Below are 14,775 nucleotides of genomic sequence, written 5' to 3' on the forward strand. Positions count from 1 at the left end.
CACCTATGCAACTTACTGATGCTTTACTCGGTTCCCGTTTCCGGGGGTGAACGAGGCAGGATTGTGACCATGTCCAACACCGCCACTTCAGGCACCCCGATGGCCGCCGGTCCGCTGACGCGGGCCGTGCTGGAGATCGACGAGTACGTCTCCGGGCTCGGCTGGGACCAGCCCGCCCGGCTCTTCGCTCTGGTCGACACCGATCAACTGCGCTCCCAGGAGCCCACCCTCGCCCGGCGTCTGGGCCTGGCCGACGACACCGAGGGACCGGGCGCAGGCGCCCTCACCCCGATCGAGCAGGACGAGGTCCCGGCGGGCACCCCGCTGGACGAGTTCCTCGCCACGATCGCCTGGCCGGACGCGGTCGTGGGCTGCGCGCTGGCCGTGGAGCGGCTGATGCTGCCGCCGTCCGCCGAGGCGGCCGTCCCGAAGGACCTGGACGGGGCCCGGCTCGCCAAGTGGGTCGCCGAGCACCCGGACCGCCAGGAGGTCCGGATGACCGTCGCGGTGCTGCGCGGCGGGCGCCGTGAGTCGGCGCTGCGGCTGCGGGAGAAGGACAGCGCCACGGACGTCCTGACCGGCGCGGACCTGGTGCCGGGGCTGGCCGACGCGCTGACGGCCACGTTCGCGGAGTAACGCGTCCCGTGTCCCCGGTGGGCGGCCCGCGGGCCGCCCACCGGGGCCGGATCTCACTTCTTGGCGCAGACCGGGAGCCGGTCGGTACGGCCCTCCCGGATGCTCTTCATGGAGCTCATCGCGTCGTCCATGGTGTCGACCCTGACCAGGGTCAGCCCGTCGGGGACGTCCTCGGCGGCGGACGCGCAGTTGTCCTTCGGGGTGAGGAAGTACTCGGCGCCCTTCTCCCGCGCGCCGACGGTCTTCATCTCGATACCGCCGATGGGCCCGACCTTGCCCTCGTCGTCGATGGTGCCGGTACCGGCGACGAACTTGCCGCCGGTGATGTTCTCGGGTGTGAGTTTGTCCACGATGCCGAGAGCGAACATCAGTCCGGCGCTCGGTCCGCCGACATCCGCGAGCTTGATGTCGATCGTGAACGGGAAGGTGTGGTCGGTCCCGGCCTGGATGCCGACGATCGCGCGCTCACCGTCCTCGGACTCGGCGGTCGTGACCGTCACGTCCTCGGTCCGGGTGGCCTCCTTGCCGGTCTTCTCGGCCTCGGCGGCGTCCTTCGCCGGGACGACGGTGAAGACGACCTTCTCGCCCGGCTTGTGCTTGGTGACCAGGTCCGCGACATCGGAGGGCTGCTTGACGGGCTCGCCGTCGACGCTCTTGATGACGTCCCCGGCGTGCAGCCGCCCTTGCGCCGGGCTGCCCTTGACCACGGTGGAGACGATCACCCAGGACTTGACCGGCACGTCCAGCTGCTCCAGGGCGGCGACCTTGGCGCTCTCCTGGGACTGGCTGAACTCCTCGGCGTTCTCCTGGTTGGACTGCTGCTCGGTCTTGCCGTCCGGGTAGAGGGTCTCGTGCGGGACGACGATGTTGTCGTGGGCCAGCCAGCCGTACACGGCCTCGACGAGGTTCATCCGGAAGTCCGCGCTGGTGACCCGGACCGTCGTCATGTTGAGATGCCCGGTCGTCGGATACGTCTTCCGGCCGGAGATCTGGAGCACCGGCTCGCCGTCGTGCTCACCCAGCGTGTTCACCGTCGGCCCCGGGGACATCTCCGAGTACGGGGTCTTGATGAACACTCCCGCGCACAGCAGCGCGATCAGCAACAAGGTCGAAGCGAGCATCGTCGCGGTGCGGCGTGGCATGGAACGACAGTACGGGACACACCAGTGTTCGCACCGCCGGGTGGTCCGTACGGGCCGGGGGCGCGCGCCCCCGGTCAGAGCACGTCGGAGCGGGACTTCTCCATCGCCGCGCGGAACCGCGCGTAGCCCGCGAGCTCGGGGCCGTCGCCGGTCCTGCGGTTCCTCGTGGCCCAACTGCCCCACAGACCCGCGCCGAGCGCGGCGAAGAGCGGAATCAGCAACCAGGCGAGAGCTGCCATGCCGACCTCCCAAACCCGGTGTACGAGCGCGACTGACTGATCAGCAGATTAACCATCGGTACGGACAACGCTCACGGCAGGGGGCCGGTTACGCAAGCGGAGCCGTTCCGGGGGGCCGGACGGGGCTCAGCAGGCGCCGACCCACTCCTCCGTGCCGTCCGTGAAGCTCTGCCGCTTCCAGATGGGGACCTCGCGCTTGAGGTCGTCGATCAGGGCCCGGCACGCCGCGAACGCTTCCGCGCGGTGAGGGCAGGAGACCGCGACGATCACGGCGATGTCGCCTACGCGGAGGTCGCCTACGCGGTGCACGGCGGCGAGGGCGCGTACCGGGTGGTTCGCGATGATCTTCTCCGTGACGCGGCGGAGCTCGGCTTCCGCGGTGGGGTGGGCCGTGTAGCCGAGGGCCGTCACGCCCGCGCCGTTGTCGTGGTCGCGTACGGTGCCGACGAAGAGGGCGGTGCCGCCGGAGGCGGGGTCGCCCACCGCGCGGAACACCTCGTCCAGTGAGAGTTCGTCCGCTCGTACCGCCACGAGGCGCTGCGCGCCGCCATCCAGGTCACCCATACGCCCCATTCTCCCCTAGGCCCCGCCTTGGCCGGCGCCTTCGGGTTCGTCCGGCTGGACGCGCTTCGTTCCTGTGCCGTCGCTCGGTGGGTTTGCGCAGTTCCCCGCGCCCCTGTCGGGGCGCCTTCTGCTTGTTCTTCGGGTCGGTGCCGGTCGGGATTCTCCGTCCTCGATCCGACACGCTCGGTACGACGTGACCTTGCCCGACTGAAGAGCATCGGAGTCTGCGAGCAGAGATTCCCGCCCACCCCCTCCCGCAGCCATGCGACTGCACGAGGAGGAGGGTGAAAAGCAACCCCAGGTGGGCGCCCCTTCAGCGGCGCGGGGAACTGCGCGAAGACGAGGACCGACCCGCACCCGAAGAGCGACCGCAACAGGGCAGCACCTCAGGGGCGCGGGGAACTGCGCACCCACGAACGACCCCCACAGGGACACGTACGCCCACCCGGACAGACCTCGGGAGCGCAAGCGAAGGCGACCCGCGGGGAACTGCGCAAAAGACGAGGCCCGACCCGCACCCGAAGAGCGACCGCAACAGGGCAGCACCTCAGGGGCGCGGGGAACTGCGCACCCACGAACGACCCGCACAGGGACACGCACGCCCACCCGGACAGACCTCGGGAGCGCAAGCGAAGGCGACCCGCGGGGAACTGCGCAAAAGACGAGGCCCGACCCGCACCCGAAGAGCCACCGCAACAGGGCAGCACCTCAGGGGCGCGGGGAACTGCGCACCCACGAACGACCCGCACAGGGACAAGTACGCCCACCCCGGACAGACCTCGGGCGCGAGGGGAGGCTGACCGGGGGGGGTCAGATTCGGCGGCGGGCTTTTCGGGCTCGGCGGACGAGGGCCGCCGTACCGAGGAGCGCGACCGTGGCCCCCGCCGCCCCCGCGGCCGTCGCGTCCTTGCGTCCCAGCCGCCGCCCCGCCAGCGTATGGCGCCCCGCGACCTCGTCGAGCAGCTCCGCGAGGACCTCCTCGTTGCTCCACCGGGGCCGCCACCCCGCGTCGTGCAGCCTGCTCCCGCTCACCACCCAGGGGTACATCGTGTACGCGAGATCCCCCGCGGGGGACGGCGTGAGCCCGATCCGGTGCAGCCGCGCCGCCGCGCCCAGCGCGACCGCCGACGGCAGTTCCATCCGCCGGATTCCGCTGAGCTCCTCGACCTGTTCCTGCTCCAGCCACCCCTCGCAGCCGACCGCCAGCTCGCCCTCGACCTTCTCCAGGACGGCGTACTCCAGCGCCCCGCACAGGTCCTCGACGTGGCAGAACTGCCACGCGGGCCGCGACCCGGCGACCACCAGCAGCCGGGGCGACTCGAAGTAGCGGGTCAGGGCGGTGTCCGTGCCGCCGACGAGGATCGCGGGCCGCACCACCGTGACGTTGAGCCCGGGGTGCGCGCGGGGTGCCCGGCGGGCGAGCCGTTCGATCTCCAGCAGGTCACCGACCCCGGTGGCCTCCGCGGTGGCCCGCAGCTCCGCGTCCTCGGCGAGCGGGAGCTCGTTGTCCGCGAGGGCCCCGTAGACCATCGCGGAGGTGCACAGCACGACCCGCCGCACCCCGGCCGCCGCGGCGGCCGTGAGCACGGTCTGGGTGCCGCGTACGTTGAAGGCGGTACGGGCCGCCGCGTCGCTCTCCAGGTCGAGGTCGAGCGCGAGGTGCACGACGACGTCGACACCCCGCAGCTTCTCCGCGATCGCGGGGTCACGGACGTCGAGGACGTGCCACTGCGCGTCCGCGCACTCGCCGCGCCGCTCGTCGATCGCGACGACCCGCCTGATGTCCTCGCTCGCGGCGAGCCGCTCGACCAGCAGCGCCCCCACACCGGACGCCGCGCCGGTCACGGCGACGACGGGTCCGCGGTGCGGGGAGCCGGTTGTGCGGTTTCGCGCTGCGCGAACCTGTGGATCTGGGGAACTCACCGGGCGTCTCCAGCGGTTGTCTTCAGTACGTACGGCTTGTGACTGCGTACGTACCAGGTGGCATCCATCCTGCCGCAGGCCAGGAGTCGGCGGAGCACCGAGGCCCGATCGGGCCGGGGTGTCTACGCTGGGTGGTGACGCAGGGAAGCCGCCGTCGGGACAGATCCGGCGGCCAGACGAGCCGAGGAATCCCGTGAGTGACACCCCATTCGGATTCGGCCTTCCGCCGGAGGAGCCGGAGAACGGCGACGAGGGCAAGAAGAAGGACCAGAGCGGTGGTGGTCAGGGACCTGCCACGCCGTTCGGTTTCGGGCTGCCCGGTTTCGGCGGGCCGCCAGGGCCCGGCGGGGGCGACAATCCGTTCGCCGCGATGTTCGGGTCGATGAACCCGAACGACCTGGGCGCGGCCTTCCAGCAGCTCGGCCAGATGCTCTCGTACGAGGGCGGCCCGGTGAACTGGGACATGGCCAAGCAGATCGCCCGCCAGGCGGTCTCCCAGGGCACCTCCGACGGCACGAAGGACGCCAGCGTGGGCCCCGCGGACCGGGCCTGGGTCGAGGAGACGGTCCGGCTGGCCGATCTCTGGCTGGACGGGGTGACCTCGCTGCCGTCCGGTTCCGGCTCGGCCGTGGCGTGGAGCCGCGCCGAGTGGGTCGAGGCGACCCTGCCGGTCTGGCAGGAGCTGGTGGACCCGGTGGCGGAGCGGGTCGGCGCGGCCATGGGCCAGGTGCTGCCCGAGGAGATGCAGGCCATGGCGGGCCCGCTGATCGGCATGATGCGCTCGATGGGCGGCGCCATGTTCGGCACCCAGATCGGGCAGGCCGTGGGTGTCCTCGCGGGTGAGGTGGTCGGTTCCACCGACATCGGGCTCCCCCTCGGCCCGGCGGGCAAGGCCGCGCTGCTCCCGTTGAACGTCGCGGCCTTCGGCAAGGACCTCAGCGTCCCCGAGGAGGAGGTGCGGCTGTATCTCGCCCTGCGGGAGGCCGCCCACCAGCGGCTCTTCGCGCATGTGCCGTGGCTGCGCTCGCATCTGTTCGGCGCGGTCGAGGGCTACGCGCGCGGGATCAAGGTCGACACCGCGAAGCTGGAGGACGCGGTCGGCCAGCTCGACCCGTCGAATCCGGAGCAGTTGCAGGAGGCCCTTCAGCAGGGCATGTTCCAGCCCGAGGACACCCCCGAGCAGAAGACCGCCCTGGCCCGGCTGGAGACGGCTCTCGCGCTGGTCGAGGGCTGGGTCGACGCCGTGGTCCACGAGGCGGCCAAGCCCCGGCTGTCCTCGGCGGACGCGCTGCGGGAGACCCTGCGCCGCCGCCGCGCCTCGGGCGGTCCGGCGGAGCAGACGTTCGCCACGCTGATCGGTCTGGAGCTGCGTCCGCGCCGGCTGCGGGACGCCTCGCGGCTGTGGGCGTCGCTCACCGACGCGCGCGGGGTGGACGGCCGGGACGGGCTGTGGGCCCACCCCGACATGCTGCCGACCGCCTCCGACCTGGACGATCCGGACGGCTTCGTGCACCGCGAGCACCTGGACTTCTCCGAGCTGGACAAGCTCCTCGGCGACGCCGCGAGCGGGAAGGGCCCGGACCTGACCAAGCGCCCCGGGAGCGATTCCGGCGGCTCCGGCGGCTCCGGTGCGGACACCCCCGACAGCGCCGACGGCACGTCCACCGACGAGGACGGTGACGACAGCAAGTGAGCCTGCACGACGACGCGGTCGCCGTCCTCTCCGGGTACGGCGACCAGGACGAGCTGCGTGAGCTGTATCTCGCGCATCTGTCGGCACACCCCGACGGGGTATGGAAGTCCTGCGGGGACGGCCATGTCACGGCCAGTGCGCTGGTCGTGGACCCGGAGCGGGACCGGGTGCTGCTGACCCTGCACGGCAAGATCCACAAGTGGCTCCAGATGGGCGGCCACTGCGAGCCGTCCGACGCCACCCTCGCGGACGCGGCGCTGCGCGAGGCCGCCGAGGAGTCCGGGGTCGAGGGGCTGCGGCTGCTGCGCGGCGGCCCGGTGCGGCTGGACCGGCATGCCACGCCGTGTGCGTGGCACCTCGATGTGCAGTACGCGGCGATCGCCCCCGCCGGAGCCGTCGAGTCGATCAGCGACGAGTCGCTCGATCTGCGCTGGTTCGGCTACGACGAGGTGGCGAAGGTCGCCGACGAGTCGGTCGTCCGGCTGATGGAGGGCACCCGGGCCCTGCTGTGACGGGACGGCATCCTGCGCTCTTCTGTGACCGGAGGGCGTCGCCCGGGGCCTGCTGTGACACGGGCCGGCGTCACCCTGGGCCCCCACCGCGGGGGTGCCTGAGCGGGGGAGGCCGGAGCGCGGGCGCGTGGGGCCGGGCCGGGGTGCGGGTGTCCGGTCGGGAGCTCCTCGGGCCGGCCCGGGGCAGGGGCTCTCCGGGGTCGCCGGGGCAAGGGATCCTCCAGGCCGCCGGGGCAAGGGCCGGTGGGCGCGCCGGGGCGGCCCGGGGTCAGGGGCCGGTCGGTAACGTGGGTGTCGGGCCCGGGGATGCCTGCGTCCAGTCGCGGTCCGTGGGGGCCGGTGGCGAGGTCGAAGGCGTCGCCGTCTCCGGTGGCGGCATCAGTTCCTCCTTGGGCCGCGCCGAGCTCTCGGGCCTGGGGACGTCGTCCCAGTTGACGTCGACCCCGCAGCCCGCGGGCTCCATCACGGCGTCCGTGCCCCGCAGCGCCACCCGCCGCGAGCCGTCGATGCTGTCCGCGTACGCGACGGTGCAGATCACCTGCTGGACGGCCGTGTCGTCGAGGGCGCTCAGCCTCACCGACAGGAACACCTCGGTGGTGTCGGCCTTCGACCGCGTGTTCGCGCCGTCGCCCTCGGTCGGCTCCTGCGCCGGACCGCTCTGGGCCCAGCCTGTCACCTTGGGCAACGCGGTGCTCAGCCCGAGGTCGCGGTCCTCGGGCTGGGGTCCCATGAAGAGGGCGCCCAGTGCCTTGGGCGAGTACGGGGGCGGGGACTGGTCGCCCGCGACGCCCGTCCTGCTCCGCGCCACGGGCAGCAGCCGGCCGTCCGGGGCGCGGAAGAAGAGCAGCATCCAGTTCTCGTACCCCGAGGGCACATAGAGGGTCGGGGGCCTCCCGGCCTCGATGACATCGGTGGACTGGACGCCGCATCCCGCCAGCGGTACCGCGCCGAGCGCCATCGCCAGGGCCAGTACGCCCGCCCGGTTCGGTGCCGCGTCGGCCCGGGCGGAGCGGACGGTCCTCCCCCCGCCGGTCATGCCAGGTCCTCCATCGGGTCCGGCGGTGTCTCCGCGTCCAGGGGTATCTCCACGGTGAACACGGCCCCCGTGCTCCCGGCCGCGTACGGCTCCGGGAAACCGTACGGGTCGTGGGGGACGTGGGGGACGTCCTGGCGGTTGGCCGCGCGGATGGTGCCGCCGTGCAGATGGACGTTCTCCAGGGTGATCGCCAGTCCCAGACCGCTGCCCACCGAGCGGGTGCGGGCCGCGTCCGCCTTGTAGAAGCGGTCGAAGATGTGCGGCAGCACATCGGGACGGATACCCGGGCCGCTGTCGGTGACCTCCGTGACCACCAGCGGGGTACCGTCCACGGCGGTCGCCCGGCGCAGCCGGACGGTGACGGGGGCGGCGCCGTGGCGCAGGGCGTTGCCGACGAGATTGGCGACGACGACGTCGAAACGGCGCGGGTCCAGCCGGGCGCGGATGCCGTCGGGCAGATCGGTGCGGACCTGCTCTGGGTGCCCACCCGTCCAGTGCCGGTTCTGGAGGGTGCGGCGGATGGTCTCGGCGACGTCGATCTCGTCGGTGTGGAGTTCGGCGGCGCGGGCGTCGAAGCGGGAGATCTCCATCAGGTCCTCGATGAGTACGGCGAGCTTGCCGGTCTCGGCGCTGATCAGCCGGACCGCCCGCGCGGTGTCGGGCGGCAGCCGCTCGGCGTCCTCGTCCAGCACCTCGGTGACGGCGAGCATCCCGGCGAGCGGGGTCCGCAGCTCATGGGAGACGTCGGAGGCGAACCGGCGGGCGCGTTCCTCGGCGCGCCGGAGTTCGGTCACCGACCGTTCCAGCTCCCCGGCGGACTCGTTGAACGTGCGCGCGAGATCGGCGAGTTCGTCCCGGCCACGGACCGGGATACGGGTGTCGAGCTTACCGCTGCCCATGTTGCGGGCGGCGCGCCGCAGTCCGCGGACCGGACGCAGCACGCTGCTGGCGGCGAGCAGGGCCGGCAGCAGGGCGATGACGAGGCCGGGCATCGCCCCGGCCCGGGCGGCGCTGACCAGGGCCTCCGTCTGGGTCTGTTCCTCGGTCATCGGCATCACGGCGTACAGGGCGAGTCCGGTGGGCAGCACCCCGGCGCCGCCCGCGCGGAAGACGACGGGCATACCGATGGTGAGGTACGGGACCCCGTCCTTGACGACCCGTTCGAAGCTGCCGTGGAGCCGTCCCCGGCTGTTGGTGGCGCGCCGCAGTTCCGGGGTGATGACCGAGGACTCCGGGTTGGTTCCGGAGGAGATCCGCAGGGTGCCGTACTCGGCGTAGACGTACCAGGGGCGGGGTTTGCCCTTGCGGGCGATCCTCTGGAGATCCTCCTTCAGCCTGTCGGGGAGCACCGGCAGGGAGGTGCTCCCCATCTGTTCGACCTCGTCGCGGAAGGAGGCGACGGCGGTGTCCTGGGCGGCGCTGACGACGGAGTTGCGGGCCTCGCGGTAGGTGAGGGTCGCGGTGGTGCCCGCGCTGACCGCGGCGACCAGCAGGAACGCGAGGATCAGCCGGGTGCGCAGCCCGAAGGGGACGATCCGGCGGCGCCGTTCGGGTCGGAACTCGGTGGTCTCCTGGGACCCACTCGTTCTACGGGGACCCCGGGGCGTACGGGACTCGTGGGGCGTACGGGACTCGGCAGGCACCCCAGGTGTACCGCGCGTACCTGCCTCGCGGGTCTCGCCAGACGCACCAGGCGTACCGGCCTCACCGGCCTCACCGCCCTCGCGGGGCTCACGTCGGCGGCGGAAGCGGGAGGTGCGGCCCGGTGCCGGGTCCCGGTCGGTGCCGGGGTACGGAGCTGCGCCGGGATGCGGGGCCGCACCGGGATACGGGTTCGCGCCGGAGTACGGGGCCGGGGCGGAGGGGCGGGCGGCGGCGGGGCCGGGGCCCGGGGCGGAGTACAGGGCGGGGCCGTCCGGGGCGGGGGCGGTCACAGGGGGCCGAAGCGGTAGCCGAAGCCGCGCAGGGTCTGGATGTAGCGGGGGGTGCCGGGGACGTCCTCGATCTTGTTGCGCAGCCGCCGTACACAGGCGTCGACCAGCCGGGCGTCACCGTGGTAGCTGTGCTCCCAGACGTGTTCGAGGAGCTGCTGACGGCTGAAGACCTGCTCGGGAGCGGCGCTGAGATGCAGCAGCAGCCGCAGTTCGGAGGGGGCGAGGTCGAGGCGCAGACCGTCCTTGGTGACGGTGAGTCCGGCGCGGTCGAGGGTGAGTCCGCCGTGCTGTTCGACGGCGGGCCGCTGGCCGCCGGGTGCCTCCATCCGTCGCAGCACGGCGCGGATACGGGCTTCGATGACCTCGGTACGGGCGGGTTTGACGATGTAGTCGTCGGCGCCCGCCTCCAGTCCGATGACGACGTCGAAGTCGTCACCCCGGGCGGTGAGCATGATGATCGGGAGCTGGCTGTCCTCCCTGACCCGGCGGCACACCTCGACGCCGTTGACCCCGGGCAGCATCAGGTCCAGCAGGAGCAGATCGGGCTGGAACTCCGCGAGGGCGGCGAGCCCGGCCTCACCGGTGGCGGCCGTACGCACCTCGTGGCCGCGGCGGCGCAGCCCGAGTTCGACCCCTTCGCGGACGGAGGGGTCGTCTTCTATGAGCAGCACGCGTGGCATTTGCGGATTATCCCAAGGGTGGTGACCGGCGTGGTCGGCGGCGCCGGGAGAGGCGTGCGGTGACCTTGCCGAGCAGGGTGTCGAGTTCGGTGAGACGCAGGGGCCGGGCCAGTATCGCGAAGACCAGGGCGATCACGGCGCCGCCCGCGAGTCCGGCGGTCAGGGGGCCGAGCGGGGCGAGCCGGTCGGCGGTGAGCTGCCCGAGGGCGGCGGCGGGCACGGCGGCGGCCAGCAGCCGGGCGTGCGCCCACAGCGCGGGTGAGCGCCACAGGGCGGCGGGCCGGGTGCGCGTACCGGCGCCGGTACGGTGGCGGCCGCCCGTACCGGTGGACCGGCCCGCGCGTCTGCTGCGGCGGCGGGGGCCGAGCCTGCGGCGCAGGACGTACGCGGTGAGCGCCCAGCCGATGAGCAGGGCGACGGAGTAACCGCCCGCCATCCCGGTCACGGCGTCCCGGGCGGGCAGCAGGGTGTACGCGGTGACCGAAAGGCCCGCGTGCAGACCCGAGATCACCAGGTTGAGGAGGAACGGGGTGCGGGTGTCGGACAGCGCGTAGAAGGCGCGGGCCAGGACGTACTGTCCGGAGAAGGCGACGAGCCCGGGGGCGAACGCCATCAGGGTGGCCGCCATCTCGGCGGTGTCGTCGGCGTCGGTCCTGCCGTACTGGAAGACGACCGTCATCAGCGGGTGCGCGAGCGCGAACAGGGCGCACGCGGCGGGGACGATCGCGGCGGCGGAGTTGCGCAGCGCGGAGGACACATCGCGGCGTACGGCGTCGGGGTCGCCGTCGGCGGCGGCCCGGCTCATCCTCGGCATCAGGGCCGTGACCAGGGACACCGTGACGATGCCGTGCGGGACGGCCCAGAGCAGATAGGCGTTGTTGTAGGCGCTGAAGCCGACGCCGCCGTCGGTGCCGAGCGCGGCGGCGCGCTCCCCGGCGGCGGTGGCGAGCCGGGTGACCACCCAGTAGGCGGCCTGGTTGGTGAGGACCAGCAGCACCAGCCAGCCCGCCGAGCGCAGTGGCCTCATCAGCCCGCCGCCGCGCCAGTCGAAGCGGGGCCGCCAGCGGAACCGGGCGCCGCGCAGGGCGGGCACCAGGGCCAGGGCCTGGAGGGCGATGCCCGCGGTGGTGCCCCAGCCGAGGAGCGCGGTCTCCGCGCCGGTGAGGGTGCCGCCGTCGCCGGTGACGAGGTAGAGCCCGAACACGGCGATGACGACGAGGTTGTTGAGGACGGGCGTCCACATCATGGCGCCGAACCGGCCGCGCGCGTTGAGGACCTGCCCGAGCAGGGTGAACACCCCGAGGAACAGGATCTGCGGCAGGCAGTAGCGGGCGAAGGCGACGGTGAGACCGGCCTGTTCCCCGGTGTAGCCGGTGTACGCCTCGACGATCACCGGCGCCGCCCACACGGCACCGGCGGTGAGCACGAGGAGAGCGGTGACGCAGACGGTGAGCAGCCGGTCCGTCCAGGCGGCCCCGCCGTCGGCGTGCTCCTTGGCGGCGCGGACGAGTTCGGGGACGAAGACGGCGTTGAGGGCGCCGCCGATCAGCAGCGTGTAGACGATCACGGGGACGGCGTTGGCGACGGCGTACCCGTCGGCGGCGAGTCCGACGCCGAGCGCCGCCGCGACGACGGCGGAACGGACGAAGCCGGTGGCCCGGGAGACCACGGACCCGGCGGCCATGATCGCCCCGCTGCGGGCGACGGAGGGCGTGGCCCGGCGGTCCCGGCGGGCGCCCGCGCGGGTGACGGGACGGGGTACGGGGCTGGGGACGGGACCGGTGACCGGACGGCCGTCCGGGCGGCCGTCCATGCGGTCGCCGGAGCCTTCGGGGCGGTCGGGGTTGCCGTGGGTGCCGTGGGTGCCTTCGTGGTGGTGGGTGCCGTGGGTGCCGTGGGTGACGTAGGTGTCTTCGGTGAAGCCGCTGGTGGGGCCGTCGGCGGAGCCGTCGGTGGCGGGCCCGGGTTCAGGGAGCGGCCGCCGATCCTCCCGGCGGCCGCTCCCCCGGTCGGCGCGGCGTCCGCCGTCCGGGACCGGGCCACGACGGGCCGCGCGGCCCTGTCCATTGGCGGGCGCGGCACCGGCCGGGGCTCCCGCCGGACGGCCGTCGCCGACGGTGGTCAGGTCGGTCACCGGCGGGCCAGATACGTCTGGAAGGCGCGGTACAGGGTGTGGTTGGTGGTGCCGGGCAGCGGCCGTTCCCACTCCCCCAGCGTCTCGACGGCCTCGCCGCCCGTGCCGAGCTTCCAGCGCAGCAGTCCGTACGAGCGGTCCGCCGGGTCGAGGGTCGCGGGCACGCCGCGCATGTCGTACACCTCCGCGCCGAGGGCGTGGGCGTCGAGGAGCATCGCCCACTGGAGCGCGTTCGAGGGGCGGACCTCGCGCCGGTGGTCGGCGGAGGCGCCGGTCTGGTACCAGACCCTGCGGCCGACGGTGACCATGGTGTGCGCGGCCAGGATCTCGCCCTGGTGCCGGGCCAGGTACAGCCTCATCCGGCCGGATTCCTCGGCGTTGAGGGCCGCGTACTGCCGCTCGTAGTAGCCGAGGTCCCGGCCGAGACGGAAGCCGTCGCGGCGCTCGGTCAGACAGAGCAGCTGGTAGAACTCGGGGAGATCAGCGGCGCTGCCGACGACGACCTCGACCCCGGACTTCTGGGCGCGGCGGACGTTGCGCCGCCACTCCTGGTTGAGGCCCGCCCACAGTTCGTCGGGGGTGCGTCCGGCGAGCGGGACGCGGAAGACATGGCGCGGCTGGGCGTCGCCGTCGCCGCCCACGGCGCCGCCACCGCCGGCCTTGTGATCGCCGCAGCGGTGCCAGCCCCGGGCCCGGAGCCGTTCGGCGACGGCCGTGCCCAGCGGGTCGACCTCGCAGTCGAGGACATCGGTGACGCGTGCGCCGGGTCCGGTGCGGGCCTTGAGCGTGGCCGCGCTCCAGCGGCGGTACGCGGGGGAGGGGCCGATCCGCACCGCGAAGGCGCCCGCCTGCCGGAGCGAGCCGAGGAGGGGGTCGAGCCAGGCGTCGACACCGGGGTCGGACCAGTCGGCAACGGGCCCTTCCGGCAGATACGCGAAGTACTTGCGGGTCCCGGGGAACTGCCGCAGCAGCGCCAGCGCGACCCCGTGCAGCTGTCCGGCGGAGGGGTTCGGACCCCAGCCGAGCAGCAGCGGGCGCCAGGCGTCCTTGACGTGCGCCCAGGAGGGGCACTGGAGGAAACCGGCGCCCAGCGCGGAGCCCGTGCGGGAGGCGAGGAAGGCACGGTACGTCTCAGGACCGATCGGCTCCAGCCGGATGTCCGGCCGGGAACCACCGCCGGCCCGGCCGTGACCGGGGTCCAGGATGCCGGGGAAAGGGGTGTCCCGACCGGGCGTCATGACGAGCGCTGACACTGTGTGGGCCTCTCTTCCGGCCCCGGCGTTTCCCGGGGACGGCAGGATGCTCACAGTCGTGCGTGACCGCCCCGAGCGGTGTGTGTGACGGGACGATGACCGTTGCCGCAGTGGTCGGCTCCAGGCCGGGACCGGCTTCCGGCGCTGTCGGTTCCAGGCGTCGGGAGCGCCCGGCGCCGCCGGTCCCAGGCGTGTCGGTTCCCGGCGTGTCGGTTCCAGGCGTGTCAGTTCCAGGCGTGTCAGTTCCAGGCGTGTCAGTTCCAGGCGTTGTCGCGGTTCTGGCCGTGCGCCCCGCGTCCGCCCATGCCGTACTGGGCGGCCACTCCCCCGCCGGTCCGCGCGTTCTGCGGGGGCAGCAGTTCGCTGGGCTGGACCAGCACATAGCCCTCGCCCTGGAAGCCCAGTTCCCAGCCCTCCCCGGTGTTGCCCCGGCGGCGCAGCGCGGACGACGACTGGGTCTGGGCCTGCATCTGCACCCGGAGCCCGGCGGACCACGCCACGATCGCGTCGGAGTCGACGTTCACCGAGGTGCTGGCCTGGCCCACCCGCAGCATCAGCGGCTCACCGGAGGTCATCAGCGCGACCTTGCCGCGGCCGGTGATGGTGAGCTGGTACTTGCCGGTGCCGGAGATGCCGTACTGGCTGTCGACGGCGACGACCTGCACGTTGAGCGAGGAGTCGAGGGCGAGCACATAGCCGCTGTCGACCGTGAGCCCGTCCTGATCGACGTCGACGAGATGGATGTACTGCGCGAGGTTCGCCAGATAGAGCGTGCCCTGACCGTGGCAGCGCATCAGGTCGAGTCCCTCGCCGGTGCTGCGGCGGTTACGGCGTTCGTTGGAGCTCTGGTACTCGGCGTCGAACTCGATCATGCCCTGGTAGGCGACCATCGAGCCCTTGCGGGCGAGCACGTCCTCACGGCCCTGGAGGGCCACCCGCAGCAGCTGCGGGTTCTGGAGGGAGTAGCGCTCCTGGACCTGGTTGTCGGCATGGGCGAAAAGCGGGCTCTGCATGGTGTGTTCGCTCCCC

At 72.9% G+C, this 14,775-nt stretch carries 13 protein-coding genes; 3 read left to right on the forward strand and 10 right to left on the reverse strand.

What is annotated here, in order from left to right:
* Positions 1–69: 69 nt before the first annotated feature.
* Complete coding sequence (locus OG711_RS13235) at positions 70–636, forward strand: PPA1309 family protein (RefSeq protein WP_073784744.1); 567 nt, start codon at positions 70–72, stop codon at positions 634–636.
* A gap of 53 nt (positions 637–689) precedes the next feature.
* Here OG711_RS13235 and OG711_RS13240 read toward each other — a convergent pair whose 3' ends face one another.
* The 4 genes from OG711_RS13240 to OG711_RS13255 form a co-directional block, all read right to left on the reverse strand.
* Positions 690–1,778, reverse strand: a complete 1,089-nt coding sequence (locus OG711_RS13240) for a YlbL family protein (protein ID WP_073784742.1) — start codon at positions 1,776–1,778, stop codon at positions 690–692.
* Positions 1,779–1,852: 74 nt separating this feature from the next.
* Positions 1,853–2,017 (reverse strand): hypothetical protein, encoded by a 165-nt coding sequence (locus OG711_RS13245; protein ID WP_178390946.1) that lies wholly within the window; start codon positions 2,015–2,017, stop codon positions 1,853–1,855.
* A 126-nt stretch (positions 2,018–2,143) separates the two neighbouring features.
* Positions 2,144–2,590 carry a molybdenum cofactor biosynthesis protein MoaE gene (locus tag OG711_RS13250; protein WP_073784740.1) on the reverse strand — a complete coding sequence of 149 codons (447 nt, stop codon included), beginning with the start codon at positions 2,588–2,590 and terminating at the stop codon, positions 2,144–2,146.
* Positions 2,591–3,391: 801 nt separating this feature from the next.
* Positions 3,392–4,504: an SDR family oxidoreductase gene (locus OG711_RS13255; RefSeq protein ID WP_073784738.1), complete on the reverse strand. Its 1,113-nt coding sequence runs from the start codon at positions 4,502–4,504 to the stop codon at positions 3,392–3,394.
* A gap of 193 nt (positions 4,505–4,697) precedes the next feature.
* Here OG711_RS13255 and OG711_RS13260 point away from each other — a divergent pair, with 193 nt between their 5' ends.
* Complete coding sequence (locus tag OG711_RS13260; RefSeq protein WP_266508062.1) at positions 4,698–6,197, forward strand: zinc-dependent metalloprotease; 1,500 nt, start codon at positions 4,698–4,700, stop codon at positions 6,195–6,197.
* Positions 6,194–6,709: an NUDIX hydrolase gene (locus tag OG711_RS13265; protein WP_266508063.1), complete on the forward strand. Its 516-nt coding sequence runs from the start codon at positions 6,194–6,196 to the stop codon at positions 6,707–6,709. Before OG711_RS13260 ends, OG711_RS13265 begins: the two co-directional genes overlap by 4 nt.
* 268 nt (positions 6,710–6,977) lie before the next feature.
* Here the strand turns inward: OG711_RS13265 and OG711_RS13270 are convergent, their stop codons facing one another.
* The 6 genes from OG711_RS13270 to OG711_RS13295 form a co-directional block, all read right to left on the reverse strand.
* The gene (locus OG711_RS13270; RefSeq protein WP_266508064.1) at positions 6,978–7,745 is read right to left on the reverse strand and encodes a hypothetical protein; all 768 of its coding nucleotides are present in this window, start codon (positions 7,743–7,745) and stop codon (positions 6,978–6,980) included.
* Positions 7,742–9,388 (reverse strand): ATP-binding protein, encoded by a 1,647-nt coding sequence (locus OG711_RS13275; protein ID WP_405673387.1) that lies wholly within the window; start codon positions 9,386–9,388, stop codon positions 7,742–7,744. The genes OG711_RS13270 and OG711_RS13275 overlap by 4 nt, the downstream gene beginning before the upstream one ends.
* A gap of 287 nt (positions 9,389–9,675) precedes the next feature.
* On the reverse strand, positions 9,676–10,359 hold the full coding sequence (locus tag OG711_RS13280) for a response regulator transcription factor (protein ID WP_073784729.1): 684 nt from the start codon (positions 10,357–10,359) through the stop codon (positions 9,676–9,678).
* A 7-nt stretch (positions 10,360–10,366) separates the two neighbouring features.
* Positions 10,367–12,172 (reverse strand): murein biosynthesis integral membrane protein MurJ, encoded by a 1,806-nt coding sequence (gene murJ / locus OG711_RS13285; RefSeq protein WP_329563790.1) that lies wholly within the window; start codon positions 12,170–12,172, stop codon positions 10,367–10,369.
* A gap of 317 nt (positions 12,173–12,489) precedes the next feature.
* Positions 12,490–13,731 carry a lipid II:glycine glycyltransferase FemX gene (locus OG711_RS13290; RefSeq protein WP_329559328.1) on the reverse strand — a complete coding sequence of 414 codons (1,242 nt, stop codon included), beginning with the start codon at positions 13,729–13,731 and terminating at the stop codon, positions 12,490–12,492.
* Between the two features lie 269 nt (positions 13,732–14,000).
* Complete coding sequence (locus tag OG711_RS13295) at positions 14,001–14,759, reverse strand: AIM24 family protein (RefSeq protein WP_329559329.1); 759 nt, start codon at positions 14,757–14,759, stop codon at positions 14,001–14,003.
* Between the last annotated feature and the right edge of the window lie 16 nt (positions 14,760–14,775).

This window comes from Streptomyces uncialis (assembly GCF_036250755.1).
Classification (GTDB): Bacteria; Actinomycetota; Actinomycetes; order Streptomycetales; family Streptomycetaceae; genus Streptomyces; species Streptomyces uncialis.

Excerpts from the sequence above, each read along its gene's own strand:
- OG711_RS13235 (WP_073784744.1), top strand. The coding sequence starts at position 70 with ATGTCCAACACCGCCACTTCAGGCACCCCGATGGCCGCCGGTCCGCTG.
- OG711_RS13240 (WP_073784742.1), bottom strand. The coding sequence starts at position 1,778 with ATGCCACGCCGCACCGCGACGATGCTCGCTTCGACCTTGTTGCTGATC.
- OG711_RS13245 (WP_178390946.1), bottom strand. The coding sequence starts at position 2,017 with ATGGCAGCTCTCGCCTGGTTGCTGATTCCGCTCTTCGCCGCGCTCGGC.
- OG711_RS13250 (WP_073784740.1), bottom strand. The coding sequence starts at position 2,590 with ATGGGGCGTATGGGTGACCTGGATGGCGGCGCGCAGCGCCTCGTGGCG.
- OG711_RS13270 (WP_266508064.1), bottom strand. The coding sequence starts at position 7,745 with ATGACCGGCGGGGGGAGGACCGTCCGCTCCGCCCGGGCCGACGCGGCA.
- OG711_RS13280 (WP_073784729.1), bottom strand. The coding sequence starts at position 10,359 with ATGCCACGCGTGCTGCTCATAGAAGACGACCCCTCCGTCCGCGAAGGG.
- murJ (WP_329563790.1), bottom strand. The coding sequence starts at position 12,172 with ATGGACGGCCGCCCGGACGGCCGTCCGGTCACCGGTCCCGTCCCCAGC.
- OG711_RS13290 (WP_329559328.1), bottom strand. The coding sequence starts at position 13,731 with ATGACGCCCGGTCGGGACACCCCTTTCCCCGGCATCCTGGACCCCGGT.
- OG711_RS13295 (WP_329559329.1), bottom strand. The coding sequence starts at position 14,759 with ATGCAGAGCCCGCTTTTCGCCCATGCCGACAACCAGGTCCAGGAGCGC.